We start from the raw sequence: 17,232 nt of genomic DNA, 5'->3' as shown, positions 1-17,232 counted from the left end.
ATAAAAGAGCACTATCCTCAAAATTTGAGAACAGTGCTGTCTTATATTATCGCGATATGAAATTGATTAATGAATAAAGTTATATGAAGCTGCTTGTCCAGCTGAAAGTGTACGTGAAGTAACGACACCTGGTCCATAACCATAGTTCATTTCAGAAACGCGAACTGAACCATCACCATTTACGCCTTCTACGTATGCTACATGGCCATATGCACCTGCTGAAGATTGCATAATAGCACCCGCTGATGGTGTATTATTTACTGTACGTCCTGAAGCCGCTGCTGCACTTGCCCAGTTATTCGCATTACCCCATAATGAGCCAGCTTTACCGCCTGCACGATCAAATACATAATAAGTACATTGACCTGCAGTATAGTAGTTAGCACCTGAATAGTTTGAATATGATGCTTGTGTTGCTGCTGGTGCACTATAAGATGTTGTGTTTGTATTATATGAAGTATAGTCTGAGTTTGTAGTAGGCGCACTATAGTATGAATGTGCAGCTTGAGCAGGCGCTGTATATTCGCTGCTGCTGTCATTAGAATAGTAAGTTGTCGGAGCTGCCTCTTTATGTTCTACTGTTCTGTAGCCTGAATGTGTCGGTTGTTCTGTTTGTTGTTGTTCTTCGTTGTAAGATTGTTTCTCAACTTCTTTAACCGCTTTGCCAGAATATAGTGCTTGTAAATGTGCTGCACCCTTATCTGAAACGGCTAAGATATCACCAGGTAAAATAACATTAGTAAGACCTGGGTTTAATTCGTGCAACTTATTTAAAGTAAGATGATGTGCTTTAGCGATTGAATTTAAAGAGTCGCCCGCTTTCACTTCTACAACATCTGTATCAGGCAAGACTAATTGTGTGTCTTTCTTAACTTCGTCTTGATTTAATTTATTTAAATTTTTAATTTCATTTGTAGTCGTGGCAAACAAAGCTGCGACATCGCTTAATTTAGCGTTTTCTTTAACAACATGTGTTTGTTCTGCATTTGCAACGCTATTTAATCCTGTAAAAACTGTCACCGATGCTGCTGAGAGTAATAAAGCTTTCTTCATTTATTAGTTCATCCTTTGCTGTCAAATTAAGTGAACTAAATATAGCATAAAAAATAACGCAATGGATTGATGTTAAAAAGTTGTAATATAACCGTTATAAAACCACCAACTTTTTATTCTAAAACTTTTTTGTAAGATATTTGTTAACCCTTGGTATTATTGGAACAAACAGATTTTTTAAAGCTACTGTAAACTACTTTTCAGTAACATTAAATCATGCATATTGCATTTAAATTATTATTAAACCAGCCCTGGTCCTCTTTTTAAATTAACAAAGGAACTAGGTCAAATGCTGTCCTAGTTCCTTTTTCTTACGCTTCTCGATTATCCATTTGTGTTCTTAAGTAAGCTTCAATAAATGGTCCGATTTCTCCATCCATTACAGCATTTACATTACCTGTTTCTTCATTTGTACGATGGTCTTTTACCATAGAATATGGATGGAAGACATACGAACGGATTTGACTGCCCCATCCGATTTCTTTTTGCTCTCCACGGATTTCAGCCATTTCACGTTCTTGCTCTTCTAATTTCAATTGATACAATTTAGATTTCAACATTTTCATTGCCGCTTCACGGTTTTTAATTTGCGAACGTTCATTTTGGTTATTGACCACAATTCCAGTTGGATGGTGAGTAATACGGATAGCAGATTCTGTTTTATTGATATGTTGTCCGCCAGCTCCGGATGCTCTGAAAGTATCCACTGTGATATCATCCGGATTAATTTCTATTTCAATCTCATTATTACTGAACTCAGGAATCACATCACAAGATACAAATGAGGTATGACGACGTCCAGATGAATCAAACGGTGATATACGTACCAAACGATGTACGCCTTTTTCTGCTTTCAAATAACCATAAGCATTATGTCCTTTAATGACTAGCGTTACACTTTTAACACCCGCTTCGTCACCTGGCAAATAATCTGCCACTTCTACTTTAAATCCTTGCTGCTCTGCATAACGTTGATACATACGCAATAACATACTCGCCCAGTCTTGCGATTCCGTACCGCCCGCACCTGGATGCAGCTCTAAGATTGCATTATTCGCATCATAAGGTCCATTCAATAATAATTGCAATTCAAATTGGTCTAATTTATCTTTAAACCCGATTGCTTCCTCTTCTAAGTCTGCTTTCAAATCTTCATCATATTCTTCTGCCAACAATTCATGAGTGGCAGTCATATCTTCTAATTCCGCTTCTAAATCACGATAGCCGTTCACAACATGTTTTATTGCATTATTTTTATCGATGATTTCTTGCGCTTTTTGTTGATCGTCCCAGAAATTCGGATCCGTCATCATTTCTTCATATTCTTGGATGTTTGTCTCTTTTTCTTCTAAGTCAAAGAGACCCCCTAAGTTGATTTAATTTCTCTTCATAATTTGCGAGATTACGTTTAATTTCAGATAGTTCCATATTCATATCTCTCCAATACCTGTTTAATTTTCAAGATTACCTTTTTTATTTTAGCATACATTTAAGACCCTGTTGGATTGAAAAAAAGACCGCTGAAAGCCGTCAGAAAGAAACTCTGCTGATTACTGAGTCTCTTTCCTGAAGCGATTTAACAGTGGTCTTTCAAATGTTCAATTATTTGCCGTGACAATTTTTATATTTTTTGCCGCTGCCGCATGGACATGGGTCATTACGGCCAATGTGATTATCTTTAACGACAGGTTTAGATTTAACTTTTTCCTTACCGTCTTCTGCAGATACATGTTGACCTTGATATTCTTTCGCTTTATCACGTTCAATATCGTCATCTACTGTAATAACAGATTTCAAGATATACTTGCTGACGTCTTCTTCGATATTCACCATCATAGTGTCGAACAATTGATGTCCTTCATTTTGATAGTCACGAAGCGGGTTTTGTTGTCCGTATGAACGCAAATGGATACCTTGACGCAATTGATCCATCGTATCAATGTGGTCAGTCCAACGTCCATCAATAGAACGTAATAAAATCATACGTTCAAACTCATTGAATTGTTCAGGAATATTAGCTTTTTGTGCTTCATAAGCTTTTTCAATTTTAGCCCAAACAGTATCAAAGATATCTTCACGATCTTTACCTTTGATTTCTTCTTCTTTTACTTCACCTTCGTGCAAGAAGACATCTTCAATAAAGTTGATAAACGGTGTATAGTCGATTTCATCGATTTCTTCATTCACATAATAAGTGATGGCGCGGTCTAATGTAGAACGCATCATTGTAATTACGAGTTCTGAACTTGATTCTGAGTCGATAATATTATTACGTTCATTATAAATAATTTCACGTTGTTTACGTAATACTTCGTCATATTCTAGGATACGTTTACGCGCATCGAAGTTATTACCTTCAACACGTTTTTGCGCAGATTCAACTGCACGTGACACCATTTTTGATTCTATCGGCGTAGAATCGTCCATACCTAGTCGGCCCATCATTTTTTGTAAGCGTTCAGAACCGAAACGTACCATCAATTCATCTTGTAAAGATAAGTAGAAACGACTTTCGCCGCGGTCACCTTGACGTCCAGAACGACCACGCAACTGATCATCGATACGGCGTGATTCGTGACGTTCTGTACCGATAACAGCTAAACCGCCTAATTCTTCTACACCTTCGCCTAATTTAATATCAGTACCACGACCAGCCATGTTAGTCGCAATAGTTACTGCGCCTTTTTGACCTGCAGTAGAGACAATTTCTGCTTCGCGTTCATGATTTTTGGCATTCAAGACATCATGGCGTACGCCACGTTTTTTCAGAAGTTGTGAAATATATTCACTGGTTTCAACGGCTACTGTACCTAGAAGAATCGGTTGTCCTTTTTTGTGTTTTTCTACTACGTCTTCTACTACTGCATCAAATTTGCCTTTTTGGCTGATGTAAATCAAATCCGGCTTATCTTCACGTTGAACAGGACGGTTTGTCGGAATTTGCGTTACCGTCATGTTGTAAATATTACGGAATTCTTCTTCCTCTGTTTTCGCTGTACCTGTCATACCAGCTAATTTATTATACATACGGAAGTAGTTTTGGAAAGTAATAGAAGCCATTGTTTTAGATTCATTTTGAATTTGAACGCCTTCTTTAGCTTCAATTGCTTGGTGCAAACCTTCAGAGAAACGGCGTCCTGGCATCGTACGTCCTGTAAATTGGTCAACGATTAATACTTCACCATCTACTACCATGTAGTCGACATCACGTTGCAATGTATAATTAGCGCGTAACGCTGTATTGATATGTGTAATGATATCTACGTTATTCAAATCGTATAAGTTATCCAATTTGAACATACGTTCAGCTTTATCAGCACCTTGGTCTGTTAATTGCACTGATTTCGTTTTTTCGTCATAGTTATAGTCATCTTCTGCTTTCAACATTTTAGCGAAGACGTTAGCTTGAGTATATAGGGAGGTTGATTTTTCAGCTTCGCCTGAAATAATCAATGGCGTACGTGCTTCATCGATTAAAATAGAGTCGACCTCATCAATAATAGCGAAGTGCAATGGACGCATAACACGTTCTTCTGAATAATTCACCATGTTGTCGCGTAAATAATCAAACCCAAGTTCATTATTTGTACTATAAGTAATATCTTCGTTATAAGCTTGACGCTTCTGCTCGGTAGATAAACTATTCAAATTCAATCCGACAGTCAAACCTAAGAAGTTATATAACTCAGCCATCTCTTCACTTTGGAAGCTTGCTAAATATTCATTGACCGTAATAACGTGCACACCACGGCCTGCTAAGGCATTTAAATATGTCGGCATTGTAGCTGTCAAAGTTTTACCTTCACCAGTTCTCATTTCAGAAATATCACCATTATGAATGGCGATTCCTCCCATGATTTGTACTGGATATGGCGTCATGTTGAACACGCGTTTAGCCCCTTCACGTACGAGTGCAAAGGCCTCTGGTAAAATTTCGTCTAAAATTTTATTTTGCTTTTGTACATCTTCTTCTGCTTGTAATCTTTCTTGAAATGCTTTGGTTTTATTTCTGATTTCTTCATCAGTAAGAATCGACATTTCTTCTTCTAAAGCGAGTACTTTGTCAGCTTGCTTACTTAGGCGTTTAATTTCTCTCTTATTGCCGTCAACAATTTTTGTTAAAAAACCCATTCTGTTCGCTCCTTTGGTATAAAAACTGTTTGGCTTACAACAATTTATCTTACCATTTATATGGTTTGATTTATACTTAAAAACTCATAGGATCCTGTTTATATACTGTCTTGTTGTCTTTATCCAGATGTGCGTCTTACAGTTTTATTTTTTTCTTTAATACCGTAGTTTCTTTAATTGTGTACTTAATACATCCCTCTTATTTTGACACGGACATAACCTGTAAATCAATCAATTGCTATTTAATTAATCAAATCTTAATAGGCCGTCTTGGAAAAAAATAAACTCTTGCGACATTGATTGCCGCAAGAGCACTTTTAATTATCAAATATTAGTTTTCTAATGTTTCGATCAAACCGTATTTTCCATCTTTACGACGGTAGACGATACTTGTACCATCTGTTTCTCGATCAGTGAAAATGAAGAAGTCATGACCAAGCAAGTCCATTTGCAGTACTGCTTCTTCAGAATCCATTGGTTTTAAGCTGAATTGTTTAGAACGGATGATTTCGATTTCATCATCTTTATCATGATCAGCTGCTTCCGGAGGTGTTTCCGGTGTAGCTGGGAACGGCTCTTGTTCGCTGTCTTTACGTTTTTTACGATTAACACGTGTTTTGTATTTACGAACTTGGCGTTCTAATTTGTTAGTAATTAAGTCAATTCCTGCATATAAATCATCGTTTCTTTCTTCTGCACGAAGTGTAACGTCTTTAAGCGGAATTGTAACTTCAATTTTTGTGCTAGAATTTGCATAAGTTTTCACTTTTACGTGTGCATTCACATTCGGCACATTAGTGAAGTAACGTTCAAGTTTACCAACTTTGTCCTCAATGTAATTACGTATTGCGTCTGTAATAGTGAGGTTGTCTCCATGAATTTCAAATCTAATCATAGTAATCGACTCCTTTAACCTCTATATATGTGATTGGTAATGCTCACTATTATAATAACATGTTTATACTACCTAGCAAAAGTAAATACATCGACTTTTCCTATTTTTCTGACAAGTAATATTTCCGCTGCATGATGGACAGTCAACCCTGTTGTATAAATATCATCTACGAGTAATATCGCCTTATTTTCAAGATTTAAAGATTGTGCCATTGCTGAGAAACAAAAGGGATTTTCAGCTAGCGCACGTTCTCTTTTCCCTAAGCTAGATTGCTTTGGTCGTATTTGCGTATTTAATAACGGCATGTACGCTATCTTTTTCGCTTTTAACACTTGCTCGACTGGATTAAAAGTGCGCTTCACATCTCTTTCTAACGGTGAAGGAATCGGTACAATATAATCATATTTCTTCTTCGGCAAGCTGATTTGTTCAGCAATAACTTCACATAGTGCAGTATCTCCCGCTATTTTATACTGATGAATAACATCCCGTACTGTTCCTTGATATTGATAGTTGCAATACAATTGGTTGATTAAAGTAAAGCGTTGCGCTAGAAATTTACAATCTAAACATTCTGTTTCATTCTCTGCTAAAGGTTTGAGGCATCTCGTACAGCGTCCAACACTTTCCAAAGCTTTCTTTTCCCGGGAAATAAGACTTTGTTGCCATGCTTCTCGACAGGTTTCGCAGAGTATTTCTGGTTTGCGGTAAAAGTTGTCTGCAGTGAGTGGGTCGGTGAATTTTTGCAGGCATTGGCAGCATTTAGGCATCTAACCACCCCTTTTGAAGTCCGATAGTGTTCATTTGTTTGATTTGTGCTTTGGCACGCAGCATGCTGAGGGATACACCATTGTGCAGATAGAGGACGAGTCCGCTGGTATCTTGCAGCTTTCTGCCGACGCGTCCGGCGATTTGGACGAGGGCAGCTGTCGAATAGGTTTGGCTCTCTAGTACTATGACATCGAGACGAGGCATTGTGAAGCCGCGTTCGAGGATAGTGGTAGTGAAGACAATAGGATGTCTGCCTTCTCTTAAAGCTGTGACTTTATCAAAGCGCAAGGCATCTTCACTGTGTACGTAGATGAGATCTGGGATATGCTCAGCATAGATTTCAAAGGCTGCTTTCATTGCTTCTATGTGGTTGAAAAATACGAGGGTATAGCGTTGGTTGTTGATTTGCTGTTGAAAGAGTCGGAGTAACTGGGGTTGCAGTTGTGAAGGTTTGAATTTCAAATAGCGATAAGTTGGTACGGGAAGCGAACGTCGATGATAACGTGCTGGAAGAGTAATAATGTTGGCTGGTTTGAATTGGGAGCGTAATTTTCTAGAGGGAGTCGCGGTCATATAAATATGACTTGCAGTAGAAACTGATGCGCTGTTAATCGTCTGCATCAGCAACGGATCCATGGAAAGCGGGAATGCGTCAACTTCATCGATAAAGATGACATCAAAGTGGTGTTTGAAGCGGTAGAGTTGATGTACGGTCGCAACTACGAAGTGACCATTGTACTGTTGTGATTGTCCTTGATAGAGTACGTCAATTTTTTCAGCAGAGAAGGCTTCTGCAATTCGTGCACTGATTTCAACTACCACATCTACACGCGGCGAAATTACGGCTACATTGTATCCCTGTTGTCTTGCATATTGGATGCCTGCAAACATCATCTCGGTCTTTCCTGCTCCTGTGACAGCATAGAGCAGCAATTTTTCATGTATTTGAATGGCGCGTATCACATTTTCCGAAGCGTAAGTCTGCTGTTCTGATAATTGGAAATCTAGGTGATACTCAGCTTTGCTTATTTCTTGATGGGTGTCGGTTATATAAACATCATTGTGCGTATCCATACGGCCTAATTGTAAGCAGTGTCTGCAATAAGTGATTTCTGTGTGCAGCGGTTCTGAGTAATACGTATAATAGTCTGCGCGTTCAGAACTTTCGCATTGGATACACTGCCATCTGCCTTGCTTGTTTTTGATCACGCCTTTTTGCACTGTTCTGATGGTTTCATCTGATAAATCTTCTTTGTTGCGTATTAATTTGCCGTAGTGCTTAATTTCAATCATTCCTTTTGTCAGTAATTTCTTGAGATGAAAAAAGACAGGGAACCGGACATCATTATGTCCCAACCCCTGCCCTATGAGGAAAAATTATTCTTCTTCTGGTGAATTTGCTAATGTTGCAATATGTTTGTTTGTAAATCCTAATGCGACACTGCCGACACCTAAATGTGTTGCGATAACTGGCGTGAATTCTGAATAATTGATGACATAGTCTGGATAATTTTCTTTTAAATGCTTGAATAATTTAAGACCGTCTTCTTTGGCATCACCATTCACTACATATAAAGTGACGTTGTCATAGTCTTTTACTCTATCTAAAACACCTTGTTCTATCGTTTTAATCGCACGTTTTTTCGTACGTACTTTATCTAATGGCAAGATTTTGCCATCCACAAATTCTAACACAGGTTTCATTTTCAGCAGCGAACCGATAAAAGCTTGCGCACCTGTAATACGGCCGCTTTTTTGTAGATTTTTCAAGTCATCTACAACCACTAGAGCACCAGTATATTCGCGCATCTCTAATAATTCTTTCATTACTTCTTCTGCAGTCAAGCCTGCCTCTACACGTTCAGCAGCGTAAATAACATAACCGCCTAAAATCATACCTGATAATTTAGAGTCGAAAGTATGTACATTGATGCCTTCAACCATTTCACCAGCTTGGGTAGCTGCTTGGTATGTTCCGCTGATGCCGGCAGATAAAAACAACCCTACTACATCAGTGTAACCTGCATCACGCAGGCGTTCATATTCTTGAATGACATTACCGATTGCCGGTTGACTTGTCGTAGGCAATGTTTTCTCACTTTTCATACGACGGTAAAGTTCTGATGCATTCAATTCTTTGCCTTCTATATAGTTATCTCCATTTGCGAAAGTGACGCTGAGCGAAACGACTGAAATATTATATTTATCTATTAAACGCTGAGGTAATGATGTTGTGGAGTCTGTCATCACAGCAATCTTCATACGAATCCTCCTAAAATATACTCGTTATTAATCATACCCTATTTTTCATGAAAAGAAAATTGATTTTAATATTTAGAAAACCGATTAAGAGCATGTATAATGAAGAATAAGAGTAACAAGTCAATGAATTTATTATATAAGGATGTTAGGTATGGAAAATCATATTATTACGATTAAACAAGAATATATTATCGAAAACACCATCAATAAATCACGATTTATTGCACATATCAAGCCTGTACAAACAGAAGAAGAAGCCAAAGCGTTTATTGATACCGTGAAAAAAGAACATCGTGAAGCGACCCATAATTGTTCGGCTTACACTATCGGAGATAATATGCTGATTCAAAAAGCCAATGATGATGGCGAACCCAGCGGAACGGCCGGAGTTCCGATGCTAGAAATCTTGAAAAAATTAGACACACATAATACCGCAGCCGTAGTAACACGCTATTTCGGCGGTATCAAATTAGGAACAGGCGGATTAATCAGAGCATATAGCGGCGCTGTTAGAGACGCCATTAAAGACGGCGGGCGTGTAGAGTTGCGCAATGCATATCCTACTACAGTTACAATTAGCTATGATTTAACTGGCAAACTTGAATATGAATTGCAATCTACTGATTTTATTTTGCGTGACACTATATATACGGATAAAGTAAGTTACAAGATTGATGTACTTGAAGATGACTTTGAGGACTTTATTAATTTCTTAAACCGTATTACTGCAGGCAAGTACGAACTGGAAAAAGGCGAAGCAACACGCTTACCTTTCGATATTGAAACCAAATAACAAAGAGACTGGGACGTAATAATGTCCCCGTCTCTTTGAACTGGCAGTAGCTATCTGAATAGAAAATTCGCTTGTTCCAAATTGGCAGTAGCTATCTGAATAGAAAATGCGCTTGTTCCAAATTGGCAGTAGCTATCTGAATAGAAAATGCGCTTGTTCCAAATTGGCAGTAGCTATCTGAATAGAAAATGCGCTTGTTCCAAGCTTTTTCTATTCTAGTTAGCTTTGCCGGGGCAGAACGACGAAATAATTTGAACCAATGTTATTTCTGTTCTGCTCCCTATTCTAGTTAGCTTTATCGGGGCGGAACGACGAAATAATTTGAACCAATGTTATTTCTATTCTGCTCCCTCATTTTAATCTTCGTGTTTCTGATGTCTTTTTTCTAATAATCTTAAGAACGGACGATAATTATCATCTATTAATCCTGTAAATTCCACAATTAACTCAATTGTAATTAAAATGAGTATCAGCATCATCACTACACCCCATGGTTGTGAAAGGTATAAGATGACACTGGAAATACTGAATAAGATTGCAATCGAGTAAATCAGCACTACGGTTTGTCTATGTGTATAGCCTAACTTTAATAATTTGTGATGCAGATGTGATTTATCTGCTTGCATGATTTTTTGTCCTTTTTTTGCACGGCGAATCATTGCAAATAATGTATCTATAAATGGCACAGCTAAAATCACGATTGGGAAAAATAAAGAGAAGAACGTGATATTTTTAAAACCTAATAAGGATAAAAAGCTGATAATAAAACCAAGTTGCAACGAACCGCTGTCACCTAAGAAAATTTTTGCAGGGTGGAAATTATAAAATAAAAATCCAATTAACGAACCGATCATGACACTGCAAATCATAATAATGAATATATCTGCTTGCAAGATGGCTATAAAGCCGATCGTCATGAAGGCAATTGTTGAAACTCCTGCTGCCAGTCCATCTAGGCCGTCAATTAAGTTGATTGCATTTGTAATAGCAATAATCCAAAAGACAGTGATAGGTACACTCAAGATACCGAAATGAATAATACCGAATGGTAACTGAATAAAGTCGATAGTGACACCGTAATAAGCCACCACTAATGCTGCTAAACATTGTCCTAATAATTTAAGGATGGGCTTCAAATTATACACATCATCTATTAATCCGACTAAATACATAATGACGGCTCCGATAATTAACGGAATAACCTCTCGTTCGATAGGATGTCCAATCCAGATTCCCAACAAAAACGAGAAGAGAATTACTGTACCGCCTAAGACAGAAACGGGTCTAGTATGTACCTTTCTGTAATTAGGTTTATCCATTATATCTAGTTTTATGGATATCTTAATGACAATTGGTGTAAGTATTAAGCTGACAATCATTGAAAATATTACGAGTAAAAGTGTTATCATCTGTCTTCCATTGTCAAAACCATTCCAACATCTTTTTAAAAGTAAAGTGAATTTAAAACATTTTTATATTAGTAAGAAGAAAGACGTTGTACGGTTGCAGGTCCTTTGACAAGTGGACCTCCTTTCATTTAACAAAATGTTAAATTATCTAATAACTTATTCTAACATGAATTATACCTAAATGTATCATAATGGAATAGTATTTTATGTGATGTGAGATGACAAAATGTATATTTTCACTTACAATAACTAAGTGGTAAAACAAAGGAGTAGATTACATGATTGAAGCTATCATTTATAATATTTCTGTTACCGTTGCAGGAATCTATCTCTTTCATAGGTTGCAGTATTCAGAAACTAAGCAAATGAAATTCTCGCAAACCTATGTCACTATCTTAATGACTGTGGTAGCGCTGTTACTGGCTGCATATCCTATTCCAGTTCATGATTATTTATTATTTTTAACATTTGTACCGTTGCTCTTCTTAGGACGCTACACTAATGTATTTTTCACGATGGTATCTGCAGCAATTATCTTCGTCGTAGATGTCTTTGTTTATGGAGATCCGTTAGCTTATAATATTGCTTTATTAATTATTGCACTTGCTGTCAGCTTTATCGGACCCTTTATCAAACAAAATGACATTGTTTCTTTACAGATACTTAATGCGATCAGTTTAATTATTTTAAGTATTGTTTCTATTATTACAAAGCTCTATACTTTGCAAGAAATCATTTATTTAATACCTATTTCCTTCGTAGTGACTATTGCTTCATCTATTACTTTCGTAGATATTTGGCGCTTCTTCACTTTAGTTCAACGGTATGAAAGTGAAGACCGCTATGATTATTTGACAGGTTTAGGGAATGTGAAGGAATTTGATCGTTATTTGAATAAAATGACAGATGAAGCAGAAGATAAATCTACGAGTTTAGGATTGTTATTGATTGATATTGATGGTTTCAAAGATGTCAATGACGCTTTTACACATCGTTCAGGTGATGCAGTACTCAAACAGATTTCCCAGCTCTTAATTAATTACGTTCCTCCTAACATTCGAATTTTCCGAAATGGCGGAGAAGAATTTTCAGTTGTAGTACTCGGCTATTCTTTAGACCAAAGTGTGAAACTTGCTGAGAGCATCAGAGCGGGTGTTGAACAATCAACCTTCCATCTTCCTGACAAAGAAGTCATCAAATTGTCCGTATCTATCGGTATCGGTTATCTCACAGCAGAAGATTACAAATCTCAACGCAAAGTATTTAAAGATGCAGATGATATGCTGCATATGGCTAAAAACGAAGGTCGTAACCAAGTTATGTTTAACCCGATTGTTAAATCTTAAAGTTAAGGCAGTCTTATGAAAATTTCATGAGACTGCTTTTTTATTTCTATGCTCTCTTCCCTTTCCACTCTTTCATAATATTTTCTTTTTCAATTGTGTTTCAAACTGCCCTGTTTTATTGCAAGTTGAAGGTCTTCCTTGTAAACTTTTAGTATCAACAATACTTACAAGAAGGAGAACTGCAAGGTGCCTGAAGAAGCAATTACGATAATTGACGAGAACAAAGTTATAGATGTAGTGATGACTGCAGGAAAAATTTTACTAGAAAGCGGTGCCGAAACTTATCGTGTTGAAGATACGATGTCTCGTATTGCTTACAGTTACGGTTTGGATAACACCAACAGTTTCGTATCAAATACTGCTATCATCTTTTCTTTGAATGATCGTACGAATACGCGTTTAATACGTGTACGAGATCGTACAACTGATCTAGAAAAGATTGCGTTAGCAAATAATATTTCTCGTAAAATTGCCAAGAAACAGCTCTCTATTGATGAAGCAAAATCCGAATTAATTCATTTAGAACATGCTTCATTGCAATATTCATATTTAACGAAATTTATTGCAGTATCTATTGCATGCGGCTTCTTCTTATTTATGTTCGGAGGCGTAGCACAAGATTTCATCTATGCAGTAATCGCCGGTGCTGGTGCTTATCTTACATTTGATTATGTTCAGCGATTTATTCAAATCAAATTCTTCTCTGAATTTATAAGTGCCATTGTAGTAATAGGCGTGGCTGCGGTCACCCATAAACTTGGATTATCTGTAAACCAAGATATTATCACCATTGCTGGTGTAATGCCGTTAGTCCCAGGGATCTTGATTACCAATGCAATCCGCGATTTAATGGCTGGTGAATTGCTGGCAGGAATGTCCCGCGGCATGGAAGCTGCTTTAACTGCATTTGCTATCGGTGCAGGTGTAGCAATTATTTTACTATTCTTTTAGAAAGGCGTGTTTGAAAATATGTTGTTTCAATATATCTTTCAATTTTTAATCAGTTTTTGTTCTACTTTACTATTTTCAATACTCTTTAATGCGCCGCGTAAATTGCTGCCTGCTTGCGGTTTCGTTGGAGCTATGGGATGGATTATTTATGTCATTGCGATGGATATGAACACTGGTAAAGTTGCAGCCTCATTTCTAGGAAGTTTTATTTTAGCGATTATGAGTCATGCAATGAGTAAACGGTATTTCCAACCGGTTATTATTTTTATTGTGCCGGGAATTATTCCGCTTGTACCAGGGGGCGCAGCATATGAGGCGACACGCTTCTTAGTTACAAACCAATATACACATGCTGTTAATACTTTCTTAGAAGTAACCTTAATTTCAGGAGCGATTGCTTTCGGTATTCTCTGCGCCGAGATTGCCTATCATACTTACAATCGTATCCTAGCTAATTATGGTAAAATGAAAGGCAAGTCATATCATAAACCATTTAATATGAATAATAGAAGTTAAGGGGTGCATAAAAGTGAAACAAGAATTAATCGATAGACTCAAACGTTATGCTGAGATTGATACTCAATCTGACCCAGATTCAGAAACTACACCATCTACTGAAAAGCAATGGGATTTATTGAATCTGCTGAAACAAGAATTGGAAGAATTAGGTCTGCAAACTGATATAGATGATAATGGTTATTTATTTGCCACATTAGAAAGCAATATTGCTGATGAAGTACCGACAGTTGGCTTCTTAGCACATGTGGACACTTCTCATGATTTCAATGCTTCAAACGTGAAACCGCAAATCATTGAAAACTACGATGGGAAATCGATTCAACTCGGCGATACTGACCGTGAATTAAATCAAGATGTCTTCCCTGCTATGAAATCAGTAGAAGGTCATACTTTGATGATTACAGACGGCACTTCTTTATTAGGCGCTGATGATAAAGCGGGTGTTGCCGAAATCATGACCGCATTGACTTACTTAGTCGAACATCCTGAGGTCAAACATGGTCGTATCCGTGTTGCCTTTACACCTGATGAAGAAATCGGTCGCGGTCCTCATAAATTTGATGTAGATCGCTTTAATGCGGATTTTGCTTATACTATGGACGGCAGCCAATATGGCGAATTGCAATTCGAAAGCTTTAACGCTGCTGAAGCCAATATTACTTGTCATGGAGTAAACGTGCATCCAGGTTCTGCAAAGGATGTAATGGTCAATGCAATCAAATTAGGTGAGCGTTTCGACAGCTTGCTGCCAGAAGACGAAGTACCGGAAAAAACTGAAGGTTACGAAGGTTTCTTCCACTTAATGAACTTTAACGGCAGTACAGAAAAAGCCCAGTTGAAGTATATTATTCGTGATCATGACCGCGAACGTTTTGAAGCACGCAAAGCATGCTTATTAGAAATCCGCGATCAAATCAATGCAGATTATCATAATAACCCTGTTGAGGTTGATATGTTCGATCAATACCATAATATGGCTGAAAAAATAAATGAAGTACCTGAAGTGATTGAAGTTCCTAAACGTGTCTTCAAAAAACTTGGAATCGAACCAAATACTGAACCTATTCGAGGCGGTACAGACGGTTCTCAACTCTCATTTATGGGCTTGCCAACACCTAATATCTTTACAGGTTGCGATAATTTCCACGGTCCTTTCGAATACGCTTCTATCGATGTGATGGAACGTGCAGTAGAAGTTATTCTAGGAATCGCTGAAGAAATTGCACAACCAACAACAAAATAAATAACACAAAACAAGAGCGGAGCTGAGACATTATTATGTCCCAACCCCGCTCTTATTTTATATACTATTTACGCTTTCTTATCCACATCAAAGTGTGTCTTCAATAACTTTAATGCTTGGACAGCATAGAATCGAATTTGAATACCTGCTTTAAAGCTTGTATAGTGCTCAGGCATTTCCATAAACAAATTAAACATACCTGTTACACCTAATGCCTCGTAACGATCAAATTTATCATTAGTGGCATTTATTGCAATACAAGGTTTATGATATTTAGTCGCTAACTCTGCAATGCGCAAAGTTGTTGTTTCAAGCAAATGGTCCGCTTCATTCACGCCTTCACCGAACATCACTAAATCTGCTTGTTCAATTAAATTTTCTAGATGTGTAATCTGATCCACTAAATGATGACTCGTCAGAATTTCAGCATCATATAACGCTGCTAACAATGCTGCAACGCCGCCACCAGCACCGCCGCGTTCTACTGTACTTGTCAGTAGATGTGCTTCATTTTTTAATATTTCACTGAAATACCATACTAAATTGTCGATTGTTGCCGCTTCTTCACGTGTAACGTTTAATAATGGATAAACTTGCATAATCTCACTATTCTTGCCATACATTTTGCTGGCAAAGTCTGATACCAATTGAATGCGCACTTGTGCTAAACGCGGATGCAATTGCGTCAAATCTATATGACGAATGTATTTTAAGACCTCTGTGCCCTTTCTCGTATCGATAGGTTGACCTTCGTCATCGTAATATCTTGCGCCAAGTGCTTGAAGCATGCCAGCGCCACCGTCAAAGCTTGCAATATTACCTAAAGAAATGACTAAATGTTCTGCGTCATTATCTAAGGCTTTCTTCATCAATTCACCTAAGCCGAAACTTGAACGCTTCTGAATAGGAGCTTCACCTTGTAAAAATAAATCCGCCTCAATAATGGTTAAACCATTTTCAGTTTGGCCATATACCGCTTCTACCTGCTTCATATCTGCATTATGTACCATTTCGCGATATTTAGTACCTGATTGCCACAAGAACACAGAATCCATTAATTCATGGCGACCATTAAATAGCGGTACCTGAACAATGTCTGCTTTTTCAATTTGGCTTGCCACTGCTTCTTCAACATAGCGGTTGGCTTCATAACTTGAAACGATACCATTAAATTCATCCATCGCAACTAATACTCTCATCTTGTCACCTCAAATAAAGTTTCCCAATGTTTTTTGTTGATGATTCACTTTAATATTATACAGTCCTTGCTGAAAAAAACCTACTGTAACGCCCCTTTTGATTCCTACTAAAAAAATAAACTCCAAGCAATTAAATAGAATACGAGCGACGTCTATACTTCGACTTACGACTCGCATCTATTTGCTTAGAGTTGCAATTTCATTATTCATTCATTTGTTTAAATTTTATTATTCTTCTGCTTGCGCTAACGAAGAAACATTAATGTCATCGTGACTCGCATGCCATTTCACATTTCCTTCTACAAAGTAGAAAGCTTGTGGTGATTCATGTTTCACGCCAGTTTCTTCTGCGATATAATCTGAAAGTTCACGTTGTTCTTGAACTACTAAATAGTAGCCGTCAATGTCACGTTCATATAAGAACTTGTTGAATTGATCATATGCATTTGCAGAAATCGGACAAGTATTGCTGTGTTTCAAAATAAATACATATTTGTTGTCGTTAATTACCTGTTTAAACTGGTCAATCGAAGTCAGCTTTGTAGCCATTCTATTCACCTCTAAAAATATTTATCACTTAAAGTGATAGTCCCTTTTCATTTTTCATATTTCAATGTGTCTAATTATACACACTTTATATTTCAATGTTAACCAAAATAC

Annotated in this window: 15 protein-coding genes; 5 read left to right on the top strand and 10 right to left on the bottom strand. The window is 37.3% G+C overall.

Annotated features, from left to right (window positions below; all coding sequences use genetic code 11):
- Positions 1–66: 66 nt before the first annotated feature.
- From CNQ82_RS03705 to fakB1, 7 genes are all read right to left on the bottom strand, one after another.
- Complete coding sequence (locus CNQ82_RS03705; RefSeq protein ID WP_123144144.1) at positions 67–1,053, bottom strand: COG3942 and LysM peptidoglycan-binding domain-containing protein; 987 nt, start codon at positions 1,051–1,053, stop codon at positions 67–69.
- A 311-nt stretch (positions 1,054–1,364) separates the two neighbouring features.
- Positions 1,365–2,481, bottom strand: a protein-coding gene (prfB, locus tag CNQ82_RS03700) for a peptide chain release factor 2 (RefSeq protein ID WP_123144143.1) whose coding sequence is annotated in 2 segments (ribosomal slippage) — positions 1,365–2,408 and positions 2,410–2,481 — 1,116 coding nt in all. Because the reading frame shifts where the segments join, the coding sequence is not laid out codon by codon here.
- A 174-nt stretch (positions 2,482–2,655) separates the two neighbouring features.
- Positions 2,656–5,184, bottom strand: a complete 2,529-nt coding sequence (gene secA / locus CNQ82_RS03695) for a preprotein translocase subunit SecA (RefSeq protein WP_123144142.1) — start codon at positions 5,182–5,184, stop codon at positions 2,656–2,658.
- A 331-nt stretch (positions 5,185–5,515) separates the two neighbouring features.
- On the bottom strand, positions 5,516–6,079 hold the full coding sequence (gene hpf, locus CNQ82_RS03690; protein ID WP_123144141.1) for a ribosome hibernation-promoting factor, HPF/YfiA family: 564 nt from the start codon (positions 6,077–6,079) through the stop codon (positions 5,516–5,518).
- A 68-nt stretch (positions 6,080–6,147) separates the two neighbouring features.
- Entirely contained in the window at positions 6,148–6,849 is a 702-nt protein-coding gene (locus CNQ82_RS03685; RefSeq protein WP_123144140.1) for a ComF family protein, read from the bottom strand.
- On the bottom strand, positions 6,842–8,143 hold the full coding sequence (locus CNQ82_RS03680) for a DEAD/DEAH box helicase family protein (protein ID WP_123144139.1): 1,302 nt from the start codon (positions 8,141–8,143) through the stop codon (positions 6,842–6,844). The genes CNQ82_RS03685 and CNQ82_RS03680 overlap by 8 nt, the downstream gene beginning before the upstream one ends.
- Before the next feature lie 84 nt (positions 8,144–8,227).
- Entirely contained in the window at positions 8,228–9,112 is an 885-nt protein-coding gene (gene fakB1 / locus CNQ82_RS03675; protein ID WP_095106493.1) for a fatty acid kinase binding subunit FakB1, read from the bottom strand.
- 151 nt (positions 9,113–9,263) lie between these two features.
- Here fakB1 and CNQ82_RS03670 point away from each other — a divergent pair, with 151 nt between their 5' ends.
- The gene (locus CNQ82_RS03670) at positions 9,264–9,905 is read left to right on the top strand and encodes a YigZ family protein (protein WP_123144138.1); all 642 of its coding nucleotides are present in this window, start codon (positions 9,264–9,266) and stop codon (positions 9,903–9,905) included.
- 356 nt (positions 9,906–10,261) lie between these two features.
- On the opposite strand, the gene CNQ82_RS03665 is transcribed toward CNQ82_RS03670, so the two are convergent.
- Positions 10,262–11,314 carry a glycosyltransferase family 4 protein gene (locus CNQ82_RS03665; protein ID WP_123144137.1) on the bottom strand — a complete coding sequence of 351 codons (1,053 nt, stop codon included), beginning with the start codon at positions 11,312–11,314 and terminating at the stop codon, positions 10,262–10,264.
- Between the two features lie 278 nt (positions 11,315–11,592).
- Here CNQ82_RS03665 and gdpS point away from each other — a divergent pair, with 278 nt between their 5' ends.
- The 4 genes from gdpS to pepT all read left to right on the top strand — a co-directional run bounded on the left by gdpS (position 11,593) and on the right by pepT (position 15,373).
- The gene (gene gdpS, locus CNQ82_RS03660; protein ID WP_123144136.1) at positions 11,593–12,660 is read left to right on the top strand and encodes a GGDEF domain-containing protein GdpS; all 1,068 of its coding nucleotides are present in this window, start codon (positions 11,593–11,595) and stop codon (positions 12,658–12,660) included.
- A 240-nt stretch (positions 12,661–12,900) separates the two neighbouring features.
- Positions 12,901–13,611: a threonine/serine exporter family protein gene (locus CNQ82_RS03655; RefSeq protein ID WP_095107320.1), complete on the top strand. Its 711-nt coding sequence runs from the start codon at positions 12,901–12,903 to the stop codon at positions 13,609–13,611.
- Positions 13,612–13,632: 21 nt separating this feature from the next.
- A complete protein-coding gene (locus CNQ82_RS03650) occupies positions 13,633–14,127 on the top strand; it encodes a threonine/serine exporter family protein (RefSeq protein WP_164711987.1) in 495 nt (164 codons plus the stop codon).
- Between the two features lie 13 nt (positions 14,128–14,140).
- A complete protein-coding gene (pepT, locus tag CNQ82_RS03645; RefSeq protein WP_123144135.1) occupies positions 14,141–15,373 on the top strand; it encodes a peptidase T in 1,233 nt (410 codons plus the stop codon).
- Between the two features lie 68 nt (positions 15,374–15,441).
- Here the strand turns inward: pepT and CNQ82_RS03640 are convergent, their stop codons facing one another.
- Together CNQ82_RS03640 and ytxJ are read right to left on the bottom strand one after the other, a co-directional pair.
- The gene (locus CNQ82_RS03640; RefSeq protein WP_123144134.1) at positions 15,442–16,572 is read right to left on the bottom strand and encodes a glycerate kinase; all 1,131 of its coding nucleotides are present in this window, start codon (positions 16,570–16,572) and stop codon (positions 15,442–15,444) included.
- 228 nt (positions 16,573–16,800) lie between these two features.
- Positions 16,801–17,121 (bottom strand): bacillithiol system redox-active protein YtxJ, encoded by a 321-nt coding sequence (ytxJ, locus tag CNQ82_RS03635; protein WP_123144133.1) that lies wholly within the window; start codon positions 17,119–17,121, stop codon positions 16,801–16,803.
- Positions 17,122–17,232 lie beyond the last annotated feature (111 nt).

Source organism: Staphylococcus debuckii (genome assembly GCF_003718735.1).
Classification (GTDB): Bacteria; Bacillota; Bacilli; order Staphylococcales; family Staphylococcaceae; genus Staphylococcus; species Staphylococcus debuckii.
The sequence above is the reverse complement of the archived record's forward strand: the minus strand, read 5'-3'. Positions and strand labels throughout refer to the sequence as shown.